At 73.1% G+C, this 25,408-nt stretch carries 24 protein-coding genes; 7 read left to right on the forward strand and 17 right to left on the reverse strand.

Annotated elements, in window-relative coordinates; all coding sequences use genetic code 11:
* Window positions 1-143 precede the first annotated feature (143 nt).
* The 8 genes from ACFY3J_RS05360 to ACFY3J_RS05395 all read right to left on the reverse strand — a co-directional run bounded on the left by ACFY3J_RS05360 (window position 144) and on the right by ACFY3J_RS05395 (window position 7,156).
* Complete coding sequence (locus ACFY3J_RS05360) at window positions 144-890, reverse strand: urease accessory protein UreD (protein ID WP_384180973.1); 747 nt, start codon at window positions 888-890, stop codon at window positions 144-146.
* A complete protein-coding gene (ureG, locus tag ACFY3J_RS05365; protein ID WP_384180975.1) occupies window positions 887-1,603 on the reverse strand; it encodes an urease accessory protein UreG in 717 nt (238 codons plus the stop codon). Before ureG ends, ACFY3J_RS05360 begins: the two co-directional genes overlap by 4 nt.
* A complete protein-coding gene (locus ACFY3J_RS05370) occupies window positions 1,596-2,261 on the reverse strand; it encodes an urease accessory protein UreF (RefSeq protein WP_384180977.1) in 666 nt (221 codons plus the stop codon). The genes ureG and ACFY3J_RS05370 overlap by 8 nt, the downstream gene beginning before the upstream one ends.
* Entirely contained in the window at window positions 2,261-3,964 is a 1,704-nt protein-coding gene (locus ACFY3J_RS05375) for an urease subunit alpha (RefSeq protein ID WP_390840336.1), read from the reverse strand. Before ACFY3J_RS05375 ends, ACFY3J_RS05370 begins: the two co-directional genes overlap by 1 nt.
* A 1-nt stretch (window position 3,965) precedes the next feature.
* The gene (gene ureB / locus ACFY3J_RS05380) at window positions 3,966-4,286 is read right to left on the reverse strand and encodes an urease subunit beta (RefSeq protein WP_225076717.1); all 321 of its coding nucleotides are present in this window, start codon (window positions 4,284-4,286) and stop codon (window positions 3,966-3,968) included.
* On the reverse strand, window positions 4,283-4,585 hold the full coding sequence (locus tag ACFY3J_RS05385) for an urease subunit gamma (RefSeq protein WP_384180982.1): 303 nt from the start codon (window positions 4,583-4,585) through the stop codon (window positions 4,283-4,285). Before ACFY3J_RS05385 ends, ureB begins: the two co-directional genes overlap by 4 nt.
* A 201-nt stretch (window positions 4,586-4,786) precedes the next feature.
* The gene (locus tag ACFY3J_RS05390; protein WP_384180984.1) at window positions 4,787-5,977 is read right to left on the reverse strand and encodes an acyl-CoA dehydrogenase family protein; all 1,191 of its coding nucleotides are present in this window, start codon (window positions 5,975-5,977) and stop codon (window positions 4,787-4,789) included.
* A gap of 21 nt (window positions 5,978-5,998) precedes the next feature.
* Window positions 5,999-7,156, reverse strand: coding sequence for a CaiB/BaiF CoA transferase family protein (locus ACFY3J_RS05395; protein WP_384180986.1), 1,158 nt, complete (start codon window positions 7,154-7,156; stop codon window positions 5,999-6,001).
* A 139-nt stretch (window positions 7,157-7,295) separates the two neighbouring features.
* Between ACFY3J_RS05395 and ACFY3J_RS05400 the strand changes: the two genes are divergently transcribed.
* Window positions 7,296-8,759: a PucR family transcriptional regulator gene (locus ACFY3J_RS05400; protein WP_384180988.1), complete on the forward strand. Its 1,464-nt coding sequence runs from the start codon at window positions 7,296-7,298 to the stop codon at window positions 8,757-8,759.
* Between the two features lie 165 nt (window positions 8,760-8,924).
* Window positions 8,925-9,740 (forward strand): SAM-dependent methyltransferase, encoded by an 816-nt coding sequence (locus ACFY3J_RS05405; RefSeq protein WP_384180990.1) that lies wholly within the window; start codon window positions 8,925-8,927, stop codon window positions 9,738-9,740.
* Between the two features lie 120 nt (window positions 9,741-9,860).
* Here ACFY3J_RS05405 and polX read toward each other — a convergent pair whose 3' ends face one another.
* Window positions 9,861-11,588 carry a DNA polymerase/3'-5' exonuclease PolX gene (gene polX, locus ACFY3J_RS05410; RefSeq protein ID WP_390840337.1) on the reverse strand — a complete coding sequence of 576 codons (1,728 nt, stop codon included), beginning with the start codon at window positions 11,586-11,588 and terminating at the stop codon, window positions 9,861-9,863.
* 108 nt (window positions 11,589-11,696) lie between these two features.
* Between polX and ACFY3J_RS05415 the strand changes: the two genes are divergently transcribed.
* Window positions 11,697-12,341, forward strand: coding sequence for a protein-L-isoaspartate(D-aspartate) O-methyltransferase (locus tag ACFY3J_RS05415; RefSeq protein WP_384180994.1), 645 nt, complete (start codon window positions 11,697-11,699; stop codon window positions 12,339-12,341).
* Window positions 12,342-12,367: 26 nt separating this feature from the next.
* Here the strand turns inward: ACFY3J_RS05415 and ACFY3J_RS05420 are convergent, their stop codons facing one another.
* A complete protein-coding gene (locus ACFY3J_RS05420) occupies window positions 12,368-13,108 on the reverse strand; it encodes a PP2C family protein-serine/threonine phosphatase (protein ID WP_384180996.1) in 741 nt (246 codons plus the stop codon).
* A gap of 293 nt (window positions 13,109-13,401) precedes the next feature.
* Here ACFY3J_RS05420 and ACFY3J_RS05425 point away from each other — a divergent pair, with 293 nt between their 5' ends.
* Window positions 13,402-13,614, forward strand: coding sequence for a hypothetical protein (locus ACFY3J_RS05425; RefSeq protein WP_384180998.1), 213 nt, complete (start codon window positions 13,402-13,404; stop codon window positions 13,612-13,614).
* 55 nt (window positions 13,615-13,669) lie between these two features.
* Entirely contained in the window at window positions 13,670-14,797 is a 1,128-nt protein-coding gene (locus ACFY3J_RS05430) for a hypothetical protein (RefSeq protein ID WP_384181000.1), read from the forward strand.
* Between the two features lie 3 nt (window positions 14,798-14,800).
* Here ACFY3J_RS05430 and ACFY3J_RS05435 read toward each other — a convergent pair whose 3' ends face one another.
* Window positions 14,801-15,388 carry a hypothetical protein gene (locus tag ACFY3J_RS05435; RefSeq protein WP_384181002.1) on the reverse strand — a complete coding sequence of 196 codons (588 nt, stop codon included), beginning with the start codon at window positions 15,386-15,388 and terminating at the stop codon, window positions 14,801-14,803.
* A gap of 462 nt (window positions 15,389-15,850) precedes the next feature.
* Here ACFY3J_RS05435 and ACFY3J_RS05440 point away from each other — a divergent pair, with 462 nt between their 5' ends.
* Entirely contained in the window at window positions 15,851-16,744 is an 894-nt protein-coding gene (locus ACFY3J_RS05440) for a universal stress protein (RefSeq protein WP_384181004.1), read from the forward strand.
* Between the two features lie 129 nt (window positions 16,745-16,873).
* Here ACFY3J_RS05440 and ACFY3J_RS05445 read toward each other — a convergent pair whose 3' ends face one another.
* The 5 genes from ACFY3J_RS05445 to ACFY3J_RS05465 all read right to left on the reverse strand — a co-directional run bounded on the left by ACFY3J_RS05445 (window position 16,874) and on the right by ACFY3J_RS05465 (window position 23,274).
* Window positions 16,874-17,539: a CBS domain-containing protein gene (locus ACFY3J_RS05445; RefSeq protein ID WP_384181006.1), complete on the reverse strand. Its 666-nt coding sequence runs from the start codon at window positions 17,537-17,539 to the stop codon at window positions 16,874-16,876.
* Between the two features lie 41 nt (window positions 17,540-17,580).
* Window positions 17,581-18,036, reverse strand: a complete 456-nt coding sequence (locus ACFY3J_RS05450) for a cyclic nucleotide-binding domain-containing protein (RefSeq protein ID WP_384181008.1) — start codon at window positions 18,034-18,036, stop codon at window positions 17,581-17,583.
* A gap of 332 nt (window positions 18,037-18,368) precedes the next feature.
* Window positions 18,369-18,626, reverse strand: coding sequence for a DUF1876 domain-containing protein (locus tag ACFY3J_RS05455; protein WP_384181012.1), 258 nt, complete (start codon window positions 18,624-18,626; stop codon window positions 18,369-18,371).
* A gap of 130 nt (window positions 18,627-18,756) precedes the next feature.
* Window positions 18,757-21,066 (reverse strand): heavy metal translocating P-type ATPase, encoded by a 2,310-nt coding sequence (locus ACFY3J_RS05460; RefSeq protein WP_390840398.1) that lies wholly within the window; start codon window positions 21,064-21,066, stop codon window positions 18,757-18,759.
* 414 nt (window positions 21,067-21,480) lie between these two features.
* Window positions 21,481-23,274, reverse strand: a complete 1,794-nt coding sequence (locus ACFY3J_RS05465; RefSeq protein ID WP_384181014.1) for a bifunctional metallophosphatase/5'-nucleotidase — start codon at window positions 23,272-23,274, stop codon at window positions 21,481-21,483.
* Between the two features lie 447 nt (window positions 23,275-23,721).
* On the opposite strand from ACFY3J_RS05465, the gene ACFY3J_RS05470 reads away from it, so the two are divergent.
* A complete protein-coding gene (locus tag ACFY3J_RS05470) occupies window positions 23,722-24,741 on the forward strand; it encodes a cytochrome c oxidase assembly protein (protein ID WP_384181016.1) in 1,020 nt (339 codons plus the stop codon).
* Between the two features lie 56 nt (window positions 24,742-24,797).
* On the opposite strand, the gene ACFY3J_RS05475 is transcribed toward ACFY3J_RS05470, so the two are convergent.
* On the reverse strand, window positions 24,798-25,385 hold the full coding sequence (locus tag ACFY3J_RS05475) for a TetR/AcrR family transcriptional regulator (protein WP_384181018.1): 588 nt from the start codon (window positions 25,383-25,385) through the stop codon (window positions 24,798-24,800).
* Between the last annotated feature and the right edge of the window lie 23 nt (window positions 25,386-25,408).

Raw genomic sequence — 25,408 nt, forward strand, 5'->3', positions numbered from 1 at the left:
CTGGACGGTACCCCGGCCCCCGTGTGCCGGTCAGCAGGTCACCGAGGCGCCGGCCTCCGCCGTCACGCGGAACCGTGCGGATGGTTGCCGGACCGGCCGCCGGTGGGGCCGGCCCTGCGGGCCGTACGGCCGGGGCGCCGGTGTCAGCGGCTCCGCCAGCTCGCCCAGACGGCCGCCAGCTCCGCCTCGATCGCCGGTGCCACCGTGTCCAGCAGCCGCACCTGCGCCCCTGGCCCCGCCAGGTCCATGCGGTACGGGTGGTGCGGTCCGCGGGGACGGGAGCCGAGGCAGGTGACCGAGCCGATGACGCGGTGGGGGCCGAGGACGCCCGGGAGCTCGCGCAGGTCCGGCTCCGTCAGGTCCAGGTCCTCGACCAGCAGGTCGTGCCCGTCGCGGGTGACGTGTGTGGTCGCCCGTACGCTGCCGCCGCGCTCGCCGGAACGCCCCAGGACCAGGGTGTCCCGCCACAGCATCCGGGCCCCGGCCGCCAGCGCGACGTCCATCGAGCGTTCCACCCGGGCGCCGTCGCCGACCACGAACGGCTTGCCGCCCCAGACCAGTTCGCCGTCCTCGGCGATGTCGACCCGGGCCCGCCACCGCGAGGTGCCGCCGCGGTGGTCGTAGGCGACCAGGCCGGACGGCTCGATCAGTTCCAGGCGGGCCCCGGGGCCGACCGAGATGTGCACCAGCAGGTCGTCGCCCGCGAGCAGACCGGCCCTGGTGCCGACCAGGGCGATCCGCACCCCGTCGGGGGCCGGCAGCAGGGGGCGGGGGGCGAGGAAGGCGCCGGGGCGCAGTTCGCGGACGAGCGGGCGGCCGGTGCCCTCCCGCTCCACGGCGACGACCGTGGGGTCGGCCGGCTCGCCGCGGGCCACCGTGCCCCCGGTCACGAGTCGTGGCTGTGGCTGTGCGGTGCCATCGGTCCCGGGTCGGTGGGGACATGGGTGCCGGCCCGGTGGCGTGCGAGCAACGAGCGTACCCAGTCGGCGAGTTCGGCGATCGAGGCCGGGTCCTTCCTGGACAGCGCGAGGACCGGCAGACCGTCCCGGGCATTCCGGGCGTCGGCGACCATGGCGTCCACGTCGACCTCCACGTGCGGCGCCAGATCGGTCTTGTTGACGATCAGCAGGTCGGCGCCGGTGATGCCGGGGCCGCCCTTGCGCGCCACGTCGCCGCCGCCCGCGACGTCGATGCAGAACAGCTGGGCGTCCGCCAGGGCCGGGCTGAAGGTGGCGGTGAGGTTGTCGCCGCCGCTTTCCACGAGCACCAGGTCCAGCGGCCCGAACGCCTCCTCCAGGTCCTCGACCGCGTCGAGGTTGGCGCTGACGTCGTCGCGGATCGCGGTGTGCGGGCACGCGCCCGTCTCCACCGCGCGGATGCGCTCCGTCGGCAGCACCCCGGCCGAGCGCAGGAAACGGGCGTCCTCGTCGGTGTAGATGTCGTTGGTGACGACGGCCATGGCGAGTTCGCCGGCCAGCTCACGGCACAGGGTGGCCAGGATCGAGCTCTTGCCGGTGCCGACGGGGCCCGCGACCCCGAGTCGCAGGGCGCGCGGGGTGCCGGACGGCCGGTGGTGGTGCTGGTCGGGCTGCTGGTCAGGCAAGGAAGAGTCTCCGTTCTCGTCGTGCGTGTTCGAGTGCCCACTGTTCGGTGAGCAGGGGGGTACGGGCGGGCAGTCCGGCCGGGTTCCGTACCGCGAGGGCCTCGTGCGCCGCGGCCGTGGCCTCCGGCTCGGCGGCGAGGATCCAGGCGACCGTGTCGAGGGGGTCGCCGGGCAGCAGTTTCAGGGCCGCCGAGGTGATCGTCTGGAGCTCGTCGTAGACCACGCCGTGCGCCAACTCCTCCTCGGAGACGTCCATGACGGCTCCGAGCGCGCCGAGCGTGACCGGCCGCAGCGGGCGGGGGCGGATCGACGACAGCGCGGTGACGGCCGGGTGGTCCGGGGCCAGCCGCCGCGCGAGGCGGTGCACCCCGCGGCCGAGCGTCGCCGACGCCTCCCGCAGTGGCGCCGCCGGGGTGCGGGCGGCGAGGGCCCGCTGTACGGGTTCGTAGTCCACCGGGTCCGCCCGGGCGGCCCGCAGGGCGAGGACGGCCGCGGCCGCCTCGGTGACGGCCGCGGTGCGCAGCCGGGCGCGCAGCAGCGCGGGCACGTCGTCGCGGGTGAGGCCCGCCGCGACGGCCGGTTCCAGTCCGGCGCTGTAGGTGTACGCGCCGACCGGGAGCCGACCGTCGCCCAGCAGCAGGGGAGCCAGGCCCGGCATCAGAACATCGCGTACCGCTGGGCGAGCGGCAGTTCGGTGGCGGGGGAGGGTTCGACCAGCTCGCCGTCGATCCGGATGGCGAACGTCTCCGGGTCGACGTCGATGTCCGGCAGCGCCGTGTTGTTCGGCAGGTCCGCCTTGGTGAGGTGGCGGGTGGGCCGTACGGCGACCAACTCCCGTACGAGGCCGAGGCGTTCGGCCAGACCGTCCTCCAGGGCCGCCGGGGCGACGAAGCTGACCGACAGGTGCGGGGCGGCGCCGGCCGCGGCGGTGGGCCGCAGCAGGACGGGCTGGGTGGTGGGGATCGCGGCGCCCGCGTCGCCGAGCGGCGCGTACACCACCATGCCGCCCTTGATCACTGCGGCCGGGCGGATGCCGAAGAAGGCCGGGTCCCACAGCACCAGGTCGGCGAGCTTGCCCGGCTCGACGGAGCCGACGACGTGGTCGATGCCGTGGGCGACGGCGGGGCAGATCGTGTACTTGGCGACGTAGCGGCGGGCGCGTTCGTTGTCGGCGGGCAGTTCGCCGCCCCGGTCGCCGAAGCGCCGTTTCATGGTGTCGGCGACCTGCCAGGTACGGCAGACGACCTCACCGATGCGTCCCATGGCCTGGGCGTCGGAGGAGGTGATGGACAGGGCGCCGATGTCGTGCAGGACGTCCTCGGCGGCGATGGTGGTCGCGCGGATGCGGGACTCCGCGAAGGCCAGGTCCTCCGGCACCCGCGGGTTCAGGTGGTGGCACACCATCAGCATGTCGAGGTGCTCGGCGACGGTGTTGACGGTGTGCGGGAGCGTCGGATTGGTCGACGCCGGAAGGATGTTGAGGTGGGAGGCCACGGTGATGATGTCGGGTGCGTGGCCGCCGCCCGCGCCCTCCGCGTGGAAGACGTGGATACCGCGTCCGGCGATGGCGTCGAGGGTGCCTTCGACGTAGCCGGCCTCGTTGAGGCTGTCGGCGTGCAGGGCGACCTGGAGGCCGTAGGCGTCGGCGGCCTTCAGCGCGGCGTCGATGGCGGCGGGGGTCGCGCCCCAGTCCTCGTGGACCTTGTAGCCGCCGGCGCCGCCGAGCGCCGCTTCGCGCAGGCCGTCCTCGCCGACGGTCGAACCCTTGCCGAACAGCATGACGTTGAGCGGCACCCGGTCCAGCGAGCGGTGCATCATCGCGAGGTTCCACGGGCCGGGGGTGACCGTGGTGGCCTTGGAACCCTCGGTGGCGCCGGTGCCGCCGCCGATGACGGTGGTGGTGCCGGTGGCCAGGGCCTCGTGCAGGGCCTCGGGCATCAGGAAGTGGACGTGGGTGTCGACGGCTCCGGCGGTGAGGATGCGGCCCTCGCCGGACACCACGTCGGTGCCGGGTCCGATCACCAGGTCGGGGTGGACGCCGTCGCTGATGTCGGGGTTGCCGGAGCGCCCGAGCGCCACGATCCTGCCCGCCCGGACACCGACGTCCGCCTTGACGACGCCCCAGTGGTCGAGGACGACGGCGTTGGTGATGACGAGGTCGAGGGCGCCGTCGGCGCGTGAGGCGGTGGCCTGGCCCATGGATTCGCGCAGGGACTTGCCACCGCCGAACACGGACTCGTCGCCGCCGAAGCAGCGGTCCTCCTCGACCTCGATCCACAGGTCGGTGTCGGCGAGGCGGACGCGGTCGCCGGTGGTGGGCCCGTAGAGCGACGCGTAGGCGGCGCGGGTCAGTTCTGCCATGTCACATGTCGTCCGTTCGTGCGGTCCGGGTGCCGGGCACGACGATGCCGGGCACCTCCCGGCGGCCGCCCAGTTCGACGAGGGTGACCTCGACGCCGACTCCGGGCTCGAAACGCAGGGACGTGCCGGAGGGAATATCGAGCCGGAAACCCTCGGCAAGAGACCGGTCAAAAGAGAGGGATGGATTCGCGTCGGGGAAATGCAGATGCGATCCGAGCTGAATGGGGCGGTCACCGTCATTCACCACGGTCATCTGAAGCCGTGCGCGGTTCTCATTGATGTGCAGTACGCCGGAACCGGTCCGGATCTCGCCGGGGATCACGGGATCGGCGAGGTGATCGTGACGAGCTTGCGCCCGTCCGGGAAGGTCGCCTCGACCTGGACGTCGTGCAGCATCTCGGGGACGCCTTCGAGCACGTCGGCGCGGGTGAGGACGGTGCGCCCCTCGGTCATCAGATCGCTGACGGGGGCGCCCTCGCGGGCCCGCTCCATCGCCCAGCAGGAAAGGAGCGCGACGGCCTCGGGGTAATTGAGGAGCACGCCGCGCTCCCGCCGGTCACGGGCGACCATTCCGGCGACGCTCAGCAGCAATTTCTCCGTATCGGACGGAGTCAGAAGCATGGGAATCCTCCGTAGCGGGCAGTTGCCCGAATTCCGGAATCACTCCGGTCATGCTCCTCTTATAGGCCGCCCGATGCCGCTGTGGCAACTTTCACCGCACCGCGATAAGTCCCTTTCTATCCTTATGACCCGTCTTATACGGGCAAAGCAGACAAATTTTGGTCATGGAGGGAGCAGTGGAAGGACTTCCTCCGCCCGCGCTCACCGGAACGCCGCGTGTCCCGTGACCGCCTGCCCGACGACGAGCGTGTGCATCTCGACGGTGCCCTCGTAGGTCAGCACGGACTCCAGGTTGTTCATGTGCCGGATGACGGGATATTCCAGGGAGATGCCATTCGCCCCGAGGACCGTGCGGGCGGTGCGGCAGATGTCCAGTGCCTCGCGGACGTTGTTGAGCTTGCCCAGGCTCACCTGCTCGGGCCGCAGCGTGCCGGCGTCCTTGCGCCGGCCCAGGTGCAGCGCCAGGAGCACGCCCTTGGTGTACTCGAGGTACATGTCGGCCAGCTTCTGCTGGGTCAGCTGGAACGCCCCGATCGGCTTGCCGAACTGGGTCCGCTCCACCGCGTAGGACTGGGCGGCGTGCAGTGACGACCGGGCCGCGCCCATCGCTCCCCAGACGATGCCGTAGCGGGCCTCGTTGAGGCAGCTGAGCGGGCCCTTCAGCCCCCGGACCTCGGGGAGCACGGCGTCCGCGGGAAGGCGCACCCCGTCCAGGACCAGCTCGCTGGTGACCGAGGCGCGCAGGGACAGCTTGTGCTTGATCTCCGGGGCCGAGAACCCCGGGGTGTCGGTGGGCACCACGAAGCCGCGCACCCCCTCGTCGGTCCCGGCCCAGACCACGGCCACGTCGGCCACGCTGCCGTTGGTGATCCACATCTTGCGGCCGTCGAGGATCCAGTCGTCACCGTCCCGCCGCGCCCGGGTGCGCATGCTGCCGGGGTCGGAGCCGACGTCGGGCTCCGTGAGGCCGAAGCAGCCGATCGCCTCACCGGCGGCCATGGACGGCAGCCACTGACGCTTCTGCTCCTCGGTGCCCCACTTCCAGATGGCGAACATCGCCAGCGAGCCCTGCACGGAGACCAGCGAGCGGATACCGGAGTCGGAGGCCTCCAGTTCGAGGCAGGCCACGCCGTACTCGGTGGCCGACATGCCCGCGCAGCCGTAGCCTTCCAGGTGCATGCCGAGCACGCCCAGCGCGCCGAGCTCCTTGGCCAGGCCGCGGATGTCGGGAATGGTGCCCTGCTCGAACCAGTCCGCCACGAAGGGGTCGACGCGCTGGCCGCAGAGCTGGCGTACCGAGGCGGCCACCGCCTTCTCCTCCGGGGTGAGCAGGTCGTGCAGGCCGGCGGGGTCGCGGGGGTCGAGCGGGGGCAGTTTGGCCGGTGCGTTCATGCGGTCTTCTCCTGTGGCGGATCAGTGGGTCGGGTCGGTGAGCCAGCGGCGTACGTCGTCGCTGTGCTCGCCGAGACGGGGCGGCGGCCGGTAGCCGGTGACCGGGGTGGCCGAGTACGTGACGGGGTGCCGGATCTGAGGCGGCGACGAGGGGCCGACCCGGACGGTCGGTTCGAGGCCGAGCGACTCGGCCAGGGTGATGCCGTCGGCGATGGTGCCGACCCTTCCGGCCGGAACGCCGACCGCGGTGCACCGCTCGATCCAGCTCTCGACGGTGTCGCGCGTCAGGTGTTCCTCGAGCGCCAGGACGAGCTCGTGGCGGTTGCGCACACGGGCCGGGTTGGTCGCGAAGCGTTCGTCGTCGGCCAGGCCCGGCGCGTGCAGCACCTCGGCCAGCCGGCGGAACTGCCCGTCGTTCCCGCACGCCATGGCCAGCAGGCCGTCCGCGCAGCGCAGCGTCTCGTACGGGGCGATGGACGGGTGCGCGTTGCCCATCCGTCCCGGGGCGAGGCCGGTGGCCAGATACGCCGAGGCCTGGTTCGCCAGCGAACCCAGCAGGCTGGACAGGAGGTTGACCTCCACCCGCTGGCCCTGCCCGCTCCGCTCGCGGGCCCGCAGCGCCGCCAGGATGCCGATGGCCGCGTCCTTGGCGGTCAGTACGTCGACCAGGGCCACGCCGACCTTCTGCGGGTCGCCGTCGGGGTCGCCGGTGATGCTCATCAGACCGCCCAGCGCCTGGACGAGGAAGTCGTAGCCCGCCAGCGCCGCGCCGCCGTGGCGACCGAAGCCGGTCACCGAGCAGTACACGACGCCCGGGTTCGTGCGGCGGACGGATTCGTAGTCGAGTCCTCGTGCGGCGAGTGCGCCGTCCTTGAAGTTCTCCACCAGCACGTCGGCCCGCCCGGCCAGTGTCCGGGCCAGCCGGAGGTCCTCCGGGTCGGACAGGTCCAGGGTCACGGACCGCTTCGAGCGGTTGGCGCACTCGAAGTAGCTGCTGGAGTTGTCCGTCCACGGCGGACCCCAGGCACGGGTGTCGTCGCCGGAGCCCGGGCGCTCCACCTTGATGACGGTGGCCCCCAGGTCCGCCAGCATCACCGAGGCCAGCGGGCCGGCCAGGACGCGGCTGAAGTCGGCGACGACCAGGCCGTCGAGCGGCGCCGCGGGCGGATCGACGGGCATGACCATTCTCCGTTCGCTCGGGACGGGACGACCGTACGGAGAAGGCGCGGATCTCTCATTGGATAAAATGCACCTCGCAGGGCCCGCATTGGACAGATCGCACAGGAGCACTCATGACGGTTCTCGCGCAGGGGCACCCGTGACGGTTCCGACGGTGGCCTCCCTGTGCCGGGTCCTCGGTACGGATCTCGCGCCGGCCGAGGGGTTCGCCGCCTCGACGCGGGAGGTGTCGGCCGTGCACATCAGCGAACTGCTCGACCCGACCGGCTATCTGAACGGCGGAGAGCTGCTGCTGACGACGGGCCTGTCCCTGCCCCGGAACAAGCTCGGCTGCGAACGGTACGTCGGCCGCCTGGTCGAAGCCGAGCTGACCGCGCTGGCCCTCGGCCTCGGCCCGGTGCACGCGGAGGTTCCGGCGCCGCTCCTGGCCGCCTGCCGGAAGCTGGGACTGTGCCTGCTCACCGTCCCGCCGCCCACGCCGTTCCTGCGCATCACGAAGGCCTACTGGGCCGCCGTCTCCCGTACGGCCGAGCAGCACCTCAAGGACGTCCTGGCGACGCAACGGGCGCTCGTCGACGCGGCCGCGTCCACCGACCCGGTCGCCACGGTCCTGCGCACGCTCGGCCGGTCGCTCGACGCCTGGGCGGCGGCCTACACACCGGCGGGCGAGGTGGACCAGGTGTTCCCCGCCGGAGCCGCCGAGCAGGCCGAGCGGGTACGCGGGGAGATCGTCCGGCTGGAGGGCGCCGGAGCGCACTCCGCCGCCTCGTTCGCGACCGGGTCGGGAGCGGTGATCGTGTTCCCGCTGGCCGGGCACGAGCGGGCCGCGGGGTTCCTCGCGGTCGGCACCTCGACGCCGCTGGACCCCACGAGGCGCAGAGCCGTGCTGACGGCGTCGGCGCTGCTGAGCCTGGACGCGGTGCGCGGTTCGCGCGCCGAATCCGTGGCCGACGAAGGACAGCGCTGCGTCGGACTGCTGGTCGACTTCGGGCACCTGGACGCCGCGCGGAGGCTCGCGGGCGCGGTACGGGCACCGAGCCCGCCGGACCACGTGCGCGTCCTGGCGATGAGGGGCCGGGCGAGCGACGTCCTCACCGGAGTGGTCCGCCGCTGGTGCCCGGAGGCGGTCGCCGTCCGGACGGACGACCGAGCGGCCTGGTTCCTGGTCCCCGCGGACCATCCCCCGACCGCGTCCCTGGAGGACGCGGTACGGCGGGCGGACGCCGACGCCGCGGCCGTCCTGACGGAGGTGGTCCCGGCCGGGCGGGCACCGGCCGTCCGAGCGGTCGCCGCCGCGACGCTGGCGGACCTCGCCCCGGGAACCCGGCTGCTCGCCCACCTGTCGGCGGGACCGTACTGCGGCGATCCGGCCGCGCGTCTGGCCGCCGCCTGCGACCGGCTGACCGACGTCCTGAGCCAGGCCCTCGTCGGCTACCTGCGCCATCACGGCCAGTGGGAGGCGGCCTCCCGCGCGCTCGGCGTCCACCGCAACACGCTCCGGCACCGCGTCTCGCGCTGCCAGGCGCTGCTCGGGGTGGATCTCACCGACCCGGACGTCACCGCGGAACTGTGGCTGCTTCTGCGCCGCCGGGGGATGGCGTAGGGACGGCCGGGGCGCCCCGGGCGCGGTCGCGGGTGCCCGCCTCGTGCCGAGGTCGCGCTCTTTCGGGAAAACCACCGGCGGAAACGTGAACTGGCGTGCACAGCAGGGCTTTCGGAACGTAGTTTGTCGTTGGACAACCCGCGCGACGGAGAACGGACGGTACCCATGACCCACCCCGCGACGAGCCCCGACCCAGAGGCGCACCAGAAGATCGACACGACGGTGCCGCACTCGGCTCGGATCTGGAACTACTGGCTGGGTGGCAAGGACAACTACGCCGTCGACGAGGAGGCCGGTGACGCCTACACCGCCGTCTTCCCCGGCATCGTCACCATCGCCCGCAGCAGCCGCGGCTTCCTGCGCCGCAACATCACCTACCTGGTCGCCGAGGCGGGCATCCGGCAGTTCCTCGACATCGGCACCGGCCTGCCGACGGCCGACAACACGCACGAGGTCGCCCAGCGCATCGCCCCCGAGGCCCGGATCGTCTACGTCGACAACGACCCGATGGTCCTGGCCCACGCGCGCGCCCTGCTCTACTCCACTCCGGAGGGGGCGACCGCCTACGTCGACGCCAACGTGCTGGACCCGGACCGCATCCTCGCGGCCGCCGCCGACACACTGGACTTCAGCCGTCCCATCGCCCTCATCCTCAGCAACATCCTTGGCCACGTGGCCGATTACGACCAGGCGCGCTCCATCGTCGCCCGGCTGATGGACGCACTGCCGTCCGGCAGCTACCTCTCCATCAACGACGGTTCCCTGGGCACCGACCCGGACTTCGAAGCGGCCCAGGAGGGCTACAACAAGAGCGGCGCCATCCCGTACAACCTGCGCACCGTCGACCAGATCACGGCGTTCTTCGACGGACTGGAGTTCGTGGAGCCCGGGGTCGTCTCGGTTCCGCACTGGCGTCCGGACCCCGAGGCCCCCGCGGCGGCGCCCGTCGCCGAGCACGGGGGCCTCGCGCGCAAGCCGTGACACCCGTACCAGCCGTCCCGCGGCCGTGACCGAAGCACCGCACCGGCGGTTCGGTCACGGCCGCGGCCTTTGGGCCCCGGGGGGAATCAGGGCCGACTGGAGCGCCGCCACGGGTGAACCTCAGGCGGCCCGGTCCTTGCGCAGGAAGCGGCGCAGCCGCCGCAGCGGCCAGGTGTTGATCACATCGTCCGGGGTCAGCCATCCGCGTTGGGCCGTGCCGATTCCGTAGCGCAGGCAGGCGAGGTGGAGGAGGGAGTGGGCGTCGGAGTCGACGGCGAACTTCGCGCCGTGGCTCCTGGCCCGCAGGATGTCCTCGTCGCCCAGGTCGAGGCGGTCCGGCTGGGCGTTGATCTCCAGGGCCGTGCCGGTGCGGGCGCAGGCGGCGAACACCTCGTCGAGGTCGGCGTCGATGCCCGGCCGCCTGCCGATCAGACGGGCGGTGGGGTGGCCGATGACATGGACGTAGGGGTTCTCGCAGGCGCGCACGAGCCGCCGGGTCATCGCCTTGCGGTCGAGCCCGAGGTGCGAGTGCACGGAGGCCACGCAGATGTCGAAGCCCGCGAGGAACTCGCCGGGCCAGTCCACGTCCCCGTCCGGGCCGATGTTGAGCTCGGTGCCGTGCAGCAGCCGCATCCCGTGGTGCCGGCCGTCCAGTGACCGCACGCGCTCGCGCTGGGCGAGGACCTTCTCCTCGGTCATGCGCTGCATGGCGAGGCCGGGCGCGTGGTCGGTGACCGCGTAGTACGCGTAGCCCCGGTCGGCGGCCGCGGCCACCATCTCCTCCAGCGGGGCGAGACCGTCGGTGAGGTCGGTGTGGGTGTGCAGGTCACCCCTCACGTCGTCCTCCGTGACCACCTCGGGCAGCTCGCCGCGCAGGCCGGCCTCGATCTCGCCCCGGTCCTCGCGCAGCGTGGGCGGGATCCACGGCAGGCCGAGCCGCGCGTACACCTCGTCCTCCGAGCGGGAGGCGACCCGCTCTCCGCTCTCGGCGTCGAACAGGCCGTACTCGGAGAGCTTCAACCCCAGGTGGACGGCGATGGTCCGGGTGCGGATGTTGTGCGCCTTGGAGCCGGTGAAGTACTGCATCCCGGCACCCCAGGAGTCCGGTCGTACCACGCGCAGGTCGACCTGGACGCCCGTGACGGTACGGATCGAGGTCTTCTTCGCGCCGTGCGCGACGACCTCGGCGGTGGAGGGCAGTTCGGTGAGCGCGTCCATGAAGGGTGCCGACCGGTCGGCGGCGACGAGGACGTCGATGTCACCGATGGACTCCCTCATGCGGCGCAGCGACCCCGCGTACGCGCACTGCGCACACCCGGTGATCCGGGAGAGTTCGGCGACGATGTCCTCGGCGGACTCCATGGCGGTGCCCAGCAGGATCCGCTCACCGGCCTGCCGCATCAGGGCGATGCCGTGCAGGATGTTCTCCTCGGTCCTCTTCCCGAAGCCCTTCAGATCGCGCAGCTTCTCCGCCTTGATCGCGTCGGCCAGCTCGGCCACCGAGGAGATGTGCAGGTCCTCGTACAGGGTCATCGCCTTCTTGGGCCCGAGGGTGGGGATGGTGATCAACTGCCGTACCCCTGCCGGAATCCTGGCCCGCGTCTCCTCCACCACCGTGACATTGCCGGTGCGGAGGTACTCGACGACCTTCTCGGCGATCGACCTGCCCACGCCCGGGATCTCCTTCAGACCCGCGACATCGAGGCGGGAGACGTCGGCGGGGTGGCCGCCGATCGCGCGGGCGGCCTTCTCGTAGGCGCGCGCCTTGAACGCGTCGCCTCCGGTGATGGCGATGAGGTCCGCGTACTCCTGGAGGAGCGCCTCGACCTCCTCGTTGGCCCGAACCACGTCTCCCAGTCTAGGAACCGACCCGTCCGGCGGGCCAGGTGCGACGATGACTGCGGGGGGCGAGCCCGACGGCATGCTCACCCTCCGGCCCGCAGGGAAAGAAGTGCCATGTCCGAAGCCGCCCAGCCGGCCGAGGCTCTCGTACGGGCCGTTCGCGCGGCCGGCGTCGGTGACGAGCGGCTGCTCCAGGCCGTCCGCGCGACGCCCCGGGCGGCGTTCGTGCCCGCCGTCCACCGCGCGGACGCCTACCGCGACGTGCCCCTTCCGATCGGCCACGGACAGGTGACCACCCAGCCCTCACTCTCCGCCATGATGATCGACGGCCTCGGCCTGAGCGGGGACGAGCACGTGCTGGAGATCGGTACCGGACTCGGCTTCCAGACCGCGCTGCTCGCCGCACTGGCCGCCGACGTCGTGACCGTCGAGATGCGGCCGGACATCGCGGAGCGGGCACGGCGCAACCTCGCCGGTCAGGGCCTGCGGAACATCGAGCTGCGCGTCGGGGACGGAAGCGGCGGGGCGCCGGACCGCGCTCCCTACGACGCGGTCGTCGTGTCCGCGGCCTTCCCGGAGGTACCCGCGCCGCTGGTCGCGCAACTGCGACCGGGCGGCCGCCTCGTGCAGCCCATCGGGTCCGGCGGCCGGGAGCAGGTCGTGTCCTTCCTGCGCACCGCGCGGGGACTGGAGCCGCGGCGGACCCTCACGCCCGCGTGCTTCGTACGCCTGCGAGGGCGGTACGGCTTCTCCTCCTGAGCCCGGACCGTGGGGCCGGCGGGAGGTCACTGCTCAACGACCCGCACCACGGCGATCGTGATGTTGTCGGGCCCGCCGGCCTCGATGGCGGCCTTCCACAGTTCGAAGGCCGCCCGGCCGTCGTCGAACTCCCGCAGCAGGTCGTCCAGGACGTCGTTCGGCACCGGGTCGGTCAGGCCGTCGGTGCAGATCAGGTACCGGTCACCCGGGGCGAGGGGACAGGCCGTCACATGGGGGGTGACGGCGTGGTACCTCAGGCCGCCGCCCAGGGCCTGGGTCAGGAGCGACGTCGTGCGCTGCCCCGGTGGGGTCGGCGGGTTGTCGTCCACACTGACCTGGAGCAGCCCGTCCCGGGGCACGGCGAAGATCCGGCTGTCGCCCACGTTGAACGCCAGCAGCGATCCGGGCAGGACGACTGCGCCCGCGACGGTGGTGCCCATCGTGGCCGGTCCCTCGCCCTCCGCGGCCGCGTACACGCGGCGGTTGCAGGCGTGCAGCACCTCGCGGACGTCGTCCTCGTCGGTCAGGCCGGGCCCGGCCTGCGCGAGCTGCCGGACCACCAGGGCACTGGCCACGTGGCCTCCGGGCTGGCCGCCGATCCCGTCGGCGACCGCGACGACGAGGGGCGTCCCGAGGGGGAACACCAGCGTCTGCGGATTCTCGGTCATCGTGGCGCACAGGGTCCACGGCCCGGCGACCAGGCTGTCCTCGTTGTGCTCGCGGATCAGTCCCGGATGACTCAGCGCACTCACAGCGACGTACGTCATCACAGGTCACCGCCTTCCCCTGCGCGTCGGGGCGGATCGTGCGCCGAGACCATTGTCGTGTGGCCGGCCGGGTGGTGCAGCCCGGGCAGTCCGGCCCCGGTGTGGGGCGGCAGGCCGGTCGGATCGGTGCGAGACTGACCAGGTGGGTGACTGGCGAGCCGGCCGGGAGCTTGCCAGGAGGTTGCCGTGAGCGACTTCGAACGTCGGGCCGTCGGCGAAGAGGCCCGTCCTGCCGCTCCGCGGCACAGGCCCGACCCCGACCCCGGCCTGCCGCACCCGTGAGGACCCGGGACATGACGCAGAATCACACAGCCGCAGCAGCCGGTGCCACGCCCGAGCTGGAGGCCCGGCTGAGTCGGCTGGAAGCACAGACGGCGACGCTGGCGGAGGCCGTACGGGCGCTCGCCCGCGGCCTGGAGAACATCCCGTCACAGGACAACCCGCCCGGGGAGGCGGCCCAGGGAGCGCGCCTCGCCCACGAGCTCCTGCTCGCCCAGGGACTGTAGACCTCGCGTCGCCCGCACGGGTGGGCGCGGGGCGACGGGGCAGCCGGGAGCGACCATGAGACTTTCCTTCCTCGAACCTCTGTACAAGCAGTCCGGTCCGTTCGCGTCGGTGTATATGGACACCTCCCGCGACAGCGCCGTCGCGGACCCCGACACGGCCATAGCACTGCGGTGGCGGCATCTGCGGGACACCCTGCTGTCCGAGGGGGCGGACCGGAGCACCATCACCGCGGTGGCCGACCTGGTGGGCAGCGACACGGAAGTGCCCGGCCCGCACGGGCAGGCGGTGTTCACCGCGCACGGCCACGCGGCCCTCCTGGACGAGCTGCCGCTGCCGCCCACGCGGGACACGGCGCACTTCGGAACGCTGCCGGACACCATGCCGCTGATCGTCCAGCACGCGCCCGGGATCCCGTACCTGGCGGTGCACGTCCGCTACGGCGGACGTCACTCCACGGACGCGACCGGCACCGTGCGAGTCGACGCCGAGGCCGGCACCTGGCCCCTGACCAAGGTCGCGCCCGGGCACCGCCTGCACGAGGAGATCCCGGTGGGCGACTGGCCGCGGGCGGCCCAGATGATCGGCCGTGAGCTGGAGGGCCACGCACGGCGCACCGACTGCGAGGCGGTGGTCGTCGCGGGCGACGTCTGGGCCCGCGGAATCCTCGTCAACCGGCTTCCCCCGTCCCTGCGCGGACATGTCACCACGGTGGAGGGCACGGGCGAGTCGGTGCCGGGGCGGGCCTTGCTGGAACAGCGGCTCGACAGTCTCTTCAGCGGACGCATGGCCGCGCACGACCGGGGCCTGCTGGACGTCTTCCTGGCCCAGCGGGCGCACGGCGGAGCGACGGCCGAGGGGATTTCCGCCACCGTGTCGGCCCTGCAACGGGGCCGGGTCAAGGCCCTGTTCCTCAACAACCACCCCGAGTCGCCGCTGCGCCTGTGGGTCGGCCCGGAACCCGGCCAACTCGCCTTGACGGAAGAGGAGTTGCGTTCCTACGGCGTACAGGACGTGCGTGCGGAGCGCGCCGACGCGGCGCTGACCCGGGCGCTGGTCGGCACCAGGGCGGAACTGGTCCTGGTGCCCGAGCGGGAGTTGCGGCTGCACGAGGGTGTGGGCGTTCTGCTGCGCTACCCGCTGCCCCGGAACGGCCCGGCCGGACCAGGGGCACGACGGCCGTGATCCTCAGCGTGCCGCGCGGCCCCACTGCGGTCCGACCCGCCGCCATTCCGCTTCCCAGGCGCGGGCGCGGCGCCGGTCGAGCGCGGCGCGGACCGCGCAGCATCCGCCGCCGGCGGCACCCGCGAGGGCGAGCGACACCAACGCGCCCGTGGCGGCAGCCTGCGACGCGGCCTCGGACGGGGTCGAGGGCGGGGGTGTGACCCGGTGGTGCTGATCGGTCCACACCGCGATCCGGTCGCCCGCCGCGAGGGTGGGCGCGACAAGGGTCCGGTCCTCGTGCCGGGTACCGTCCGGAGCCGTCCAGCGGACGATCCCCACGACCCGGTCGTCCGGCGTCGTCGCGCTGTCGCCGCCGGGCCGAGCCGAGCGGACCAGGACGGCGGTGGCCGGGTGCCGCTCCACCTGCTGCCGGGCGAGGCCGTCCGCCGTCGCCTGTCCGACGACCACGCCGGCCAGGGGAGCGCCCACCGCGACGACGGCCCACGTGGCCAGCAGGACCCAGCCCTCGATCACGTCCTCGCGCCGGCGCATCGGGTTGCTCCGCCACCGCCACCGCCACAGCGGACGCCGGACGGATTTGTTCGCCCTCATCGCTGCTCCCTTCGGTCCTTCGACCGCCCCCCGGGTCCTCCGACCACCCCCGACGCGCCAGCGGACGGTCGCCCGCACGGCTTCCTCCACCCCAGCGTGACAGCCTCGCGGGCCGTCGTCCTGGGGCCGCCCGACGCGGTCACACCGGCCCTTCGTCCCCGCCGGGGCGGGACCTCGGGCCCACCGTCCGCCACGCACCGGGCCGGTCGGCCCACGGCCGCCGCGTCTCGAACGCGCGAGACTGGAGGAGAGCGCCGGGTACGAGGAGTACGAGGACGGCGTCCTGACCATCACGGTCCCGGTCCCGGAGGAGAAGACGGGCACCAGGACCATCCCGGTGCGGCACGCCTGAGCAGGGGCGATCCGCCGCACCCGCGGTGCGCGGCCGGTGTGACGCCGACCGCGCACCCGCGGCGGAGAACGGGGGAGAGGCAAGCGCGGGGGACAGGGAAGGTGACCGTCATGCTGAGACCTGTCGTGGCCGGCCTGGACGGCTCACGCGAGAGCCTCGCCGCGGCCCACTGGGCGGCCAGGGAAGCCCTCAGGCGAGGGCTGCCGCTCCGGCTGGTGCACGCCTGGGAAGGCCTGCCCGACACCGCGGGGGGAGCGGGCCTGCCCGAGGTACGGGTGCCGCAGTCCCGCGCGCGGCGCATGCTGCGGGACACGGTCGCCCAGCTCACCGAGTCGTACCCGCGGCTGGACCTGTCCGGCGAGCAGGTGCGCCGGCAGCCGGGTCCCGCGCTGCTCGACGAGGCGGAGGACGCCGAACTGCTGGTCATCGGCAGCCAGGGGCTCGGCGCGGTCGGGGGCTTCGTCCTGGGCTCGGTGGCCATGGCGACCGCCGTGCACGCCGAGCGGCCCGTCGTCCTCGTACGAGCGGGCGAGACCGCGGAGAGCGAGCATCTGCCGGACGTCTCCGGACGTCCCTCGACGCGGACCGCGCACCGTGACGTGGCGGTCGCCGTCGACACCGACGGCCCCTGTGACGACCTGCTGGACTTCGCCTTCCGCGCCGCCGAACTGCGCAGGGCGCCCCTGCGCGTGGTGCACGCCTGGCACGTGCCGCTGACTCACGGGCTGCCGGACGCGCGGACCCGGGGATCGTTCCGGCAGGAGGCGGAACGGGAACTCGCCGCGCTGCTGGAGCCCTGGCGGCAGAAGTTCCCCGCCGTGTACGTGGCCGAGACCCTGCACGAGGGGCGCCCGGCCCACGTTCTGCCGCGCGCCGTGAGCGGGTCGGGCCTGCTGGTGGTGGGCCGCCGCAGGAAGTACCCCGTGATCGCGCACGCGGGTCCGGTCGCGCACGCCCTCGTCCACCACGTCACCCGCCCGGTCGTGCTCGTACCCCACGACTGACCAGGCTTGACACGCCGGAGACGACCGACCCGACCGACTGACATGACCCAGCGGGCCGTGGGGCCGTGTGCACGACCCGCGGGCATCACCGGCCACCGCCGAGGAGGCGACGGCACCGGCGCGATGCGCTCAGCGCGGTTCGGTCAGCGCCGAGCCGCTCGTCAGGTCGCACTCGACGTCGACGACGCCCTCGACGGCCCGCACCAGACGGGCGGCCACGGGCACCAGCGAGGTGTCCCGGACCCGGCCGGTGAGCGTGACCACGCCGTCGCGGACGCCGATGTGGATCGGTTCGAGCGGCGCGGGGAAGAGGTAGGAGACGATCTCCCGGCGGACCTCCTCGGCGAGGTCGTCGTCCGACCGCAGGAACACCTTCAGCAGATCGCCCCGGCTGACCATGCCCTCCAGCATTCCCTCGCCGTTGACGACCGGCAGCCGCTTGACCCGGCGCTGGGCCATGATGCGCGCGGCCTCGGCGAGCGTGGCGTCGGAGTGCACGGTGACCGCCGGGGACGTCATCAGCTCCTCGGCCGTCACCGCGCCCGCCTTGGCCAGGTCGGACAGTCGGCGCAGCTGGGTGAACCGGTCCGGGTCGCTGTCGCGGAACTCCTCCTTGGGCAGCAGGTCGGCCTCGGACACGACACCGATCACGCGTCCCTCGCCCGCCAGCACCGGAAGGGCACTGACCTTCCACTGCGCCATGAGGTTGATCATCTCCTTGAACGGGGCGTCACAGCCCACGGCCACGACGGTGTGCGTCATGACGTCGCTCACGATGTGCGGGCTGCCGTGCACGGTCTCCTCCTCGGGGACGTCTGATGCGGGTGCGGGCGGATTCACCTGCCCCCGCTGCCGTAGGGGGCGTACAGGTCGAGCAGCCGGATGCGGGCCGATTGCAGCCGGTGGGCGACCACACCGCCGACCCAGGCGGCTACGGCGCGACCGAACTCGGGATCCTCCCCGCACAGCTTGCGCACGGCCTCGGCGTCGAACTCGTAGGCCCGCACCGGGCTCGTGGCCTCGGCGCCCAGCTGCCACACATAGGGCGGGAAGTGCCAGGACCAGCCGACCAGTTCGCCGTGGCCCAGCGATTCGATGACGGCGGGGCTCCGGCCCGGGACGTGCAGGTCGAGGGCGACGGTGCCGGTCCGGATGATCCAGAACCGGTCGGCGTGCCGGCCCTCCTGGAACAGACGGGCGCCCATGTCGAAGGAGGTCTCGCGGGCGAACCGCATGAGCCGCGCACGGTGCTCGGCCGGAAGGGCCGCGGCCCGGGTGGTGGTGGAGGTCATCGCTCCGGCTCCTCTCGTTCCTGCCGCCTCGCTCGGTCGGCGAGTTCGTCGTGCAGCGTGCCCGTGGGTCCGGCGACCGTCCGGCCGGGCCCGCCGAGGGGCACGAACAAGGCGTCGAGTCCGCTCCTGGCCAGGCCCGCGGTGGTGGGGCTTGTCCGTCATCGTTCCCCCTCCGGGATGGCGATCGTCCCGCTCCGGGATGCCGCCGCGCTGCTGTGTCCAGCGTCTTCCCGTACGGCCCGTCCCGCCACGGGCCGTACGGGCCCGCCGGAGGGCCCTTCGGCCCCAAATGGCGTCCGGCGGGCCGTCGTCGCACGCCGCGAGGACGTCCGTCAGGCGGGCGCGGGACCGGCCAGCTCGACGATGTCGTCGGAGGCCACGTCGTGCAGCCGGATCGCCAGGTCCTCCAGGGCCCTGCTGGCGGCGAGTTCGTCCCCGATCTCGGGAATCGGACGGTCGATGGGGTTGCGCCGGGCCACGCCCCGACCGGTGACCGTCGACGTGTCGCGGGTGCTGAGGACGGCACGTGCGTGGGTGTCGTCGCCGTCCTCCGTGATGTAGATCTGCACGGTCCACTGCTTGGCTTCCATCGTGACCACTTCCGTGGGAGTTCCGTACGAGGCTGTCCCGCCACTTCTCACCTTGCGCGCACGCCCGCGGCCGCGCCAGAGCCGAAAGGCCCCCGACCGTCGGACGGCAGCCGAGGCCGGGGCCCGGCGTTCACGGGGCGAGCGAGAAGTAGTTCTCCTCCTCCTGCGCGAAGTGCAGGCGCAGCACGGTGTGCAGGCCGTAGAGGCAGGCGAGCAGGTCCTCGGACTGCTCGGGTGCGAGGGTGCCCCCGGTGCCGGCCAGTGAGAGGTGCGTGGCGATGCGCCGGGAGAGCCGTTCGATCTCGGCGTGGGCCCGGCTCATGGTGGCGGTCGCCTCGGGGCCGCCGAGTGCGGGCATCAGCGCCGGGTAGAGCTGGTGCTCTTCGGCGTACTCGTGGGGCAGCAGCCGTTCGGTGAGCAGCCGGTGCACTTCACGCACCGACGCCAGAGCGTCCGGGCCGGGGCGTACGGCGAGCCGGGCCGCGGCCGAGCGCACCGCCTCCAGGACGTCCTGAAGATCGTCGTGCTCGGCGGCGAAGCGCTCGATGAGGGCCTGAGTGGAGGGTTCGAGCGCCGGCTGGGCCGCCCGGTCCGTGCGCAGGGCGCGCAGCGCGTTGAGGATCACCACGACGTCGATCCCCTCCTGGAGCAGGGCGCCCACCGCGGGCGGCAGCAGTCCGAAGGCGGCCGCGGCCATGGCGGCCAGGGACATCAGCATGCCCCCGAGGGCACTCTGCACCGCGATGCGCCGTGCGCGCACCGCGACCGCGGCCGCGTCGGCCAGCCGGTCCAGGCGGTCGGTGGTCAGGACGATGTCGGCGGCCTCGGATGAGGCGGTGGATCCGCGCGCGCCCATCGCCACACCGACGTCCGCGGCGGCGAGCGCCGGTGCGTCGTTGACGCCGTCCCCCACCATCACGGTGACCGCGCGCTCCTGCTCCGCGCGGACCGCGGCCACCTTGCCGGCCGGGGAGAGTTCGGCGCGCACGCCGTCGAGTCCGAGAACGGCGGCGACCTCACGGGCGGGCTCGGGCCGGTCCCCGGTGAGCATGACGATCCGTTCGATGCCCGCCGTGCGCAGCCGGCGCAGCGTCCGGGGAGCGTCGTGCCGCACCGGGTCGCGCAGGAGCACGGCACCGACGGGCCGGCCCTCGACCGTGAGCCAGGCCACCGCGGCGCCGTCCAGCATCGCCCGGTTCTCCACCGCCCGGGCCCACGCGGGAGCCTCCGTACCGGCGGACAGCCGGCCGATGGTCGCCCCGCGCCCGCCGACGACGCCGGAGATCCCCCGGCCGGCCTCCTCCGACACCTCCAGCGCCACGCCCGGGTCCAGCCCGCGCTCGTGCGCCGCGTCGACGATGGCCCGCGCCAGGACGTGCGGCGAGTACTGGTCGAGGGTCGCCGCCAGGTGCAGTACGTCGGCGGGCTTCCAGCCGGGCGCCGCGGTCACGTCGACCACGCGCGGCCGGCCGCCGGTGAGCGTGCCGGTCTTGTCGAGCAGCAGCGTACGGGCCCGCCCCAGGTTCTCCAGGGCGCCGCCGTCACGGACCACCACGCCGAGCCGGGAGGCCCGGGACAGGCCGGAGACGATCGCGACCGGAGCGGCGAGCAGCAGGGGGCACGGCGTGGCGACCACGAGGACCGCCACCGCCCGCACCGCGGACCCGCTGAGCAGCCAGGCCAGTCCGGCGGTCGCCACTGACAGCGGCAGGAACCAGGCCGCGTAGCGGTCGGCCAGGCGGACCAAGGGGGCCGACTCGGCGCCCGCCTGCCGGGCCAGCCGCACGATCTCGGCGTACGTGCTGTCCTGCTCGGTCGCCGCTGCCCGCAGCTCGAAGGCGTCGCCGGCGTTGACCACACCGCTGCGCACCTCCTGACCCCGCGCCCGCTCGACGGGCGTGGCCTCCCCGGTGAGCACCGACTCGTCCAGCACGGCCAGGGCGTCCACCACCCTGCCGTCCACGGGGACGACCTCGCCCGGACCCACCACCAGCAGGTCGCCGACGCCGACCTCGGCCAGCGGCACCGTGCGAACGACGGTCCCGGTACGGCGGCGGGCCGTGCGCGGCGCGTGCTCCAGCAGGGCGACCAGGTCGTGGGAGGCACGTCGCTCGGCCGCGGCCTCCAGGGTGCGGCCGGTGGCGAGCATCAGCGCGATGAGCGCGCCGGCGAGGAACTCGCCGACCGCCAGGGTGCCGCCCAGCGCCAGTACCGCGATCAGGTCCACGCCCGTACGGCCCTGGCGGAGCGCGGCCACCACCCAGCCCAGCGCGGGCACGACGGCGGCGACGGTGCCGAGCCCCCAGCACACGTCGGCCAGGCCGGTGTTCCCGGCCAGCCAGGAGACGCCTCCGGCGATCAGGGCCGAGGCGGTGACGGCCAGGAGCACGGGCTGGAACTCGGCGGTGGTCGGGGTCAGTGCCCTGGCCAGGCGGCGCAGCGACCTGCCCGTGGTGCCGCGGCTCCCGGCCGGAGCACTCACGGGAGCCGCCGCGCGCGGCTCGGCAGCGAGGTGGGGCGGCGGGGGAGCACCGTGGCCGCCCACGCGGTGAGGCGGGCGGCTCCGGCGACGGCTCCCGTCATGGCTACCTCCTGTTGCGGGCGCAGGCCGGACGCCACGTCCCGGCCGCGCGCGGTCCCGTACGTCGGTTCCTCCCAGTCTCCGGCCGGCCGGCAGCCGGAGCCAGGGCCGAACGGCACTGTCCGGAGCCCCTCCGGACCCTGCCGCGCCGGGCGCCGGGCCGTCGGGCGGGCACCCCCGTCGACTCCGGCCGGTCCGCCGCACCGCCCGCGGACACACGCGAGGGCGGGCCTTGTCCAAGGCCCGCCCTCGTCCGATCGGTCGGATCGTCGCTTACTTGACGACGGTGACCCGGTCGGCGGCGGTCGGCGCGTACGGCGCGGCGGCCGAGGTGTTCGCCGTCAGGTAGTCGACCAGGGCGGCCAGGTCGTCGCTGCCGACGAACTGGTCGGTGCCCTTGGCGAACTCGGTGAAGCCGTCACCGCCGTCGGCCAGGAAGGAGTTCATGGCGACGCGGTAGGTGGCGCTGGGGTCGATCGGCTTGCCGTCCAGCCTGATGGAGTCCTCGACGACGCGGTCGGCGCCCGTCTTGGTCAGGTCCAGGGTGTAGGTGAGGCCGGAGGAGATCTGAAGGTACTTCGGGGCGGCGGCGTTGCTGCCGCTGACCTGCTGCTTCAGTACGGTGATCAGCTGCGCGCCGGTCAGGTTCTTGAGGTTGACCGTGTTGCTGAAGGGCTGCACCGCGAAGCCCTCGCCGAAGGTCACGACGCCGTCGCCCTCCTTGCCGGAGGCGGCGTGGACCAGGTCGGCACGGATGCCGCCCGGGTTCATCAGCGCCACGACGGCACGGCTGTCCAGGGACTTGGCGTGCGCCAGCTGCGCGTCCGCGATCAGGTCACCCAGCGGCGACTCGACGGCACCGGTGCGGGTGACGTCCTTGGTGATGTAGCCGACCGCCTTGTTGGCGACCGGCGCGGCCAGGGTCTGCCAGTCGTTGAGCAGCTGCGTCAGGTCGGCCGCCTTGGACTGGGTCCGGTTGACGACGCGGTTGGAGCCCTTGACCGTGGCGCGGACGATGTCGTCGGTGCGCGGGTCGTACTTCATGTTCAGCTCGGTGAAGAGCCGGCCGTAGGAGGCGGCGCTGGTCACCAGGCGGGGGTGGCCCGCCGGGTCCGGGATGGAGCAGACGTACGCGTTGTGGGTGTGGCCGGTGACGAGGGCGTCGACCTCCGGCGCGACCTTCTTGGCGATGTCCACGATGGGACCGCTCAGCCCGGTGCTGCCGCCCGCGTCGCAGTCGTAGTTGTACGCCGAGGAAGCCGGGAACCCGCCCTCGTGGACGAGCGCGACGATCGCGTGGACGCCCTGCTGCTGGAGTTCCTTGGTGTACTTGTTGATCGTCTCGGCCTCGTCGAGGAACTTCAGTCCCTTGACGCCCGCGGCCGTGACGACGTTCGGGGTGCCCTTGAGGGTGACGCCGATGAAACCGACCTTCGCGCCCTTGACGTTCTGGACGACGTACGGCTTGAGAAGCGGCTTGCCGGTCTTCTCGTTGATCACGTTGGCCGACAGGATCGGGTAGTCGGCGCCCTCGAACTTGCGGCCCTTGTCGTAACAGCCGTCGACCGGGTGGCAGCCGCCGTTCTGGAGGCGGAGCAGCTCGTCCTTGCCCTCGTCGAACTCGTGGTTGCCCACGCCCGTGACGTCCAGGCCGAGCTTGTTCATCGCCTCGACGGTCGGCTCGTCGTGGAAGAGGCCGGACAGCAGCGGGCTGGCGCCGACGATGTCGCCGGCGGCGACGGTCAGCGACCGGTCGTGGCCCTTGCGCGCGGTGCGCAGGCTGCTCGCCAGGTACTCCACGCCGCCGGCGTCGATGTCCTTCGTGGTGCCGTCGGACGCCCGCTCGGTGACCCGGCCGGAGGATCCGGCCGGCGGCTCCAGGTTGCCGTGGAAGTCGTTGATGGCAAGGAGCTGGAGGTCCTTCATGGGGGCCGAGGTGGCGTCGGAGCCGGCCTGCGCGGGGTTGGCCGCGACGAGCGCACCGGCGGTGGCCAGCGTGGCGGCCGCGGCGAGAGCCGCGACGAGGACTCTTCGCGGAGCCGGGCGGCGGGAGTGGGTCGGCGACATGGTGCCTTCCTGATGTGACTGGAAAGAGTGGGGGCAGCAGGCCGCAGCCTAGAGTCAACGCGCGTAGTTGTCAGGAACTTCGCGGTTACGGACAGGTTTCCATCTGGCGGACGTTTGCAGTTCAGGGCGATTTTGAGTGATTCGCACGGACGCCGCAGGCGGGTCGTCGCGGTAAGCCCACGGTGAGGAGTCCGTGAGAAGTCGTCTCTCGGCCAGGGGAGTGACGGCGCCCTCGGGGGCGGCCCGCTCGGCCCGCGTCGCCCCCTCGGGATGTCCGGCTTCCAGGCGGTTCGGCCCGTTGGGCGGTCCGTCCCGGGCCGTGATGCCGTGTTGACGCGACGCGCCGGACGCCCTCACCCCGCCGTCCCGGGCGCGGCCGCCGGCGACTACCGTCCGCAGGGGACATGAACCGACTCGTCCCCTGTGGGTGGATGGAGAGCGATACGCATGATTCCTGAGGCGGTGACCGAACTGTCGGCCGGGCAACTCGCCGAGCCGACCCTCGGTCGTCTGCTGTCCTCGTGGCAGGCCGACGTCCCGGCGCTGGTCGTGGTGGCGGTCCTGGGCGGACTGTACGGCTGGGGCGTGCTGCGGTTGCGCAGACGCGGCAGGAGCTGGTCACCCGCCCGTACCGCCGCCTTCGCGCTGCTCGGACTGGGCACGCTGGTGGTGGCCACGATGTCGGCGCTGGCCGTGTACGACCACGTCCTGTTCTGGCCCGCCGCCGTGCAGAACATCCTGCTCGACCTGGTCGCGCCCCTCGGCCTGGCCCTCGGCGACCCGCTGCGGCTCGCGGTGGAGGCGCTGCCGGAGGGCAGGGCGGAGCGGGTCCGGCGGGCGATGACCGGTCGGCTGGTGCGTGTGCTCACCTTTCCCCTGGTCAGTACGGCCCTCGTGCTCGCCGGCGAGCTCGTCGTGTACTTCACGCCGTACTTCGCCACCGCGCTGCGCGTCGGCTGGCTGCACGAGCTGATGTACCTGCATCTGCTCACCGCGGGCTGCCTGTTCGTCGTCCCGGTGCTCACCCACGAGCGGGCGCTGCCGTCCTGGTGCACTCATCCGGTGCGGGCCGCGCTGGTTTTCCTGGACGGCATCGTCGACGCGGTGCCGGGTGTCTTGGTGATGACCCACGGGACGCTGATCGCGGGGGCCTGGTACCTGCACCACGCGCCCGCCTGGGCCACGGACGTCCACCACGACCAGCAGATCGGCGGCGGCGCGATGCTCAGCATCGCCGAACTGGTCGCGCTCCCCTTCATCCTGGCGATCCTGGTGCAGTGGGCGCGTGCCGAACGCGTCCAGAACGCCGCCCTCGACCGCCGCCTCGACCAGGAACTCGCCCGCGTCGCCGTACCGTCCCGGCCGGACGGCGAACAGGTCCCGGCGTCCGCGCTCGTCCGCCCCTGGTGGGAAACGGAGCAGAACGAGGTGGCCGACCGGATCAGGCGGCAGCGCGGCACCGGCTGATCCCCGTTCCCCCGCCGAGGAGTCCGCGGCCCCGGTCCTCCGTCGAGGGGCGGGGCCTACGCCTCGGCCAGGGCGGCCACGGCGCCCGTGGCCAGCAGGACCGCGCGTCGTGTCACCGCGTCGAAGTCGTCGCCCGATTCCAGGGCCGTCGTCGCCGCGTTCACCAGGCCTTGCAGCAGGCGTGCCGTGCGGTGCGGGGCGTCGTCGCCCAGCTCGGCCAGTGTGGTGATCAGGGGTTCGAGGATCCGCGCATGCGCCTCGGCCGCACCCTCTCTCAGGACGGCCGCGTCACGGTCGCCGGCCAGGGCCTGGGCGATCCGGTGCTCCCCGTCCCGTACCAGGATCAGCTGCGCGCGCACATAGGCCGCCACGCGTTCGACGGGCGTACGCGCCTCGGCCATCTCCTCCCGGATGCGGACCGTCCAGCGGGGCGTCGCCTCGCGCACGACCTCCGCCAGCAGCTCGCCGCGGTCGGCGAAGTACTTGTAGACGCTGTTGCGCGCCAGCCCCGTACGTGCCGCCACCGCTGCGAAGGTGACCGCCGAGGCGTCGCCCTCCTGGAGCAGTTGCCGTGCGGCGACGACCAGTGCCCTGCGCTGCTGGGCCCGGTGGTCGGCGACGGAGGCGGCACGGATCTTGGGCACGCAGGCCAGTGTAGAAGCCCTGA

The organism is Streptomyces sp. NPDC001231, from assembly GCF_042896885.1.
Lineage (GTDB): Bacteria > Actinomycetota > Actinomycetes > Streptomycetales > Streptomycetaceae > Streptomyces.

Coding starts and splice junctions, on each gene's coding strand:
- ACFY3J_RS05370 (WP_384180977.1), bottom strand. CDS start 2,261: ATGCCGGGCCTGGCTCCCCTGCTGCTGGGCGACGGTCGGCTCCCGGTC.
- ACFY3J_RS05375 (WP_390840336.1), bottom strand. CDS start 3,964: ATGGCAGAACTGACCCGCGCCGCCTACGCGTCGCTCTACGGGCCCACC.
- ACFY3J_RS05385 (WP_384180982.1), bottom strand. CDS start 4,585: ATGCTTCTGACTCCGTCCGATACGGAGAAATTGCTGCTGAGCGTCGCC.
- ACFY3J_RS05390 (WP_384180984.1), bottom strand. CDS start 5,977: ATGAACGCACCGGCCAAACTGCCCCCGCTCGACCCCCGCGACCCCGCC.
- ACFY3J_RS05395 (WP_384180986.1), bottom strand. CDS start 7,156: ATGCCCGTCGATCCGCCCGCGGCGCCGCTCGACGGCCTGGTCGTCGCC.
- ACFY3J_RS05405 (WP_384180990.1), top strand. CDS start 8,925: ATGACCCACCCCGCGACGAGCCCCGACCCAGAGGCGCACCAGAAGATC.
- ACFY3J_RS05415 (WP_384180994.1), top strand. CDS start 11,697: ATGTCCGAAGCCGCCCAGCCGGCCGAGGCTCTCGTACGGGCCGTTCGC.
- ACFY3J_RS05420 (WP_384180996.1), bottom strand. CDS start 13,108: ATGACGTACGTCGCTGTGAGTGCGCTGAGTCATCCGGGACTGATCCGC.
- ACFY3J_RS05425 (WP_384180998.1), top strand. CDS start 13,402: ATGACGCAGAATCACACAGCCGCAGCAGCCGGTGCCACGCCCGAGCTG.
- ACFY3J_RS05430 (WP_384181000.1), top strand. CDS start 13,670: ATGAGACTTTCCTTCCTCGAACCTCTGTACAAGCAGTCCGGTCCGTTC.
- ACFY3J_RS05435 (WP_384181002.1), bottom strand. CDS start 15,388: ATGAGGGCGAACAAATCCGTCCGGCGTCCGCTGTGGCGGTGGCGGTGG.
- ACFY3J_RS05440 (WP_384181004.1), top strand. CDS start 15,851: ATGCTGAGACCTGTCGTGGCCGGCCTGGACGGCTCACGCGAGAGCCTC.
- ACFY3J_RS05450 (WP_384181008.1), bottom strand. CDS start 18,036: ATGACCTCCACCACCACCCGGGCCGCGGCCCTTCCGGCCGAGCACCGT.
- ACFY3J_RS05455 (WP_384181012.1), bottom strand. CDS start 18,626: ATGGAAGCCAAGCAGTGGACCGTGCAGATCTACATCACGGAGGACGGC.
- ACFY3J_RS05465 (WP_384181014.1), bottom strand. CDS start 23,274: ATGTCGCCGACCCACTCCCGCCGCCCGGCTCCGCGAAGAGTCCTCGTC.
- ACFY3J_RS05470 (WP_384181016.1), top strand. CDS start 23,722: ATGATTCCTGAGGCGGTGACCGAACTGTCGGCCGGGCAACTCGCCGAG.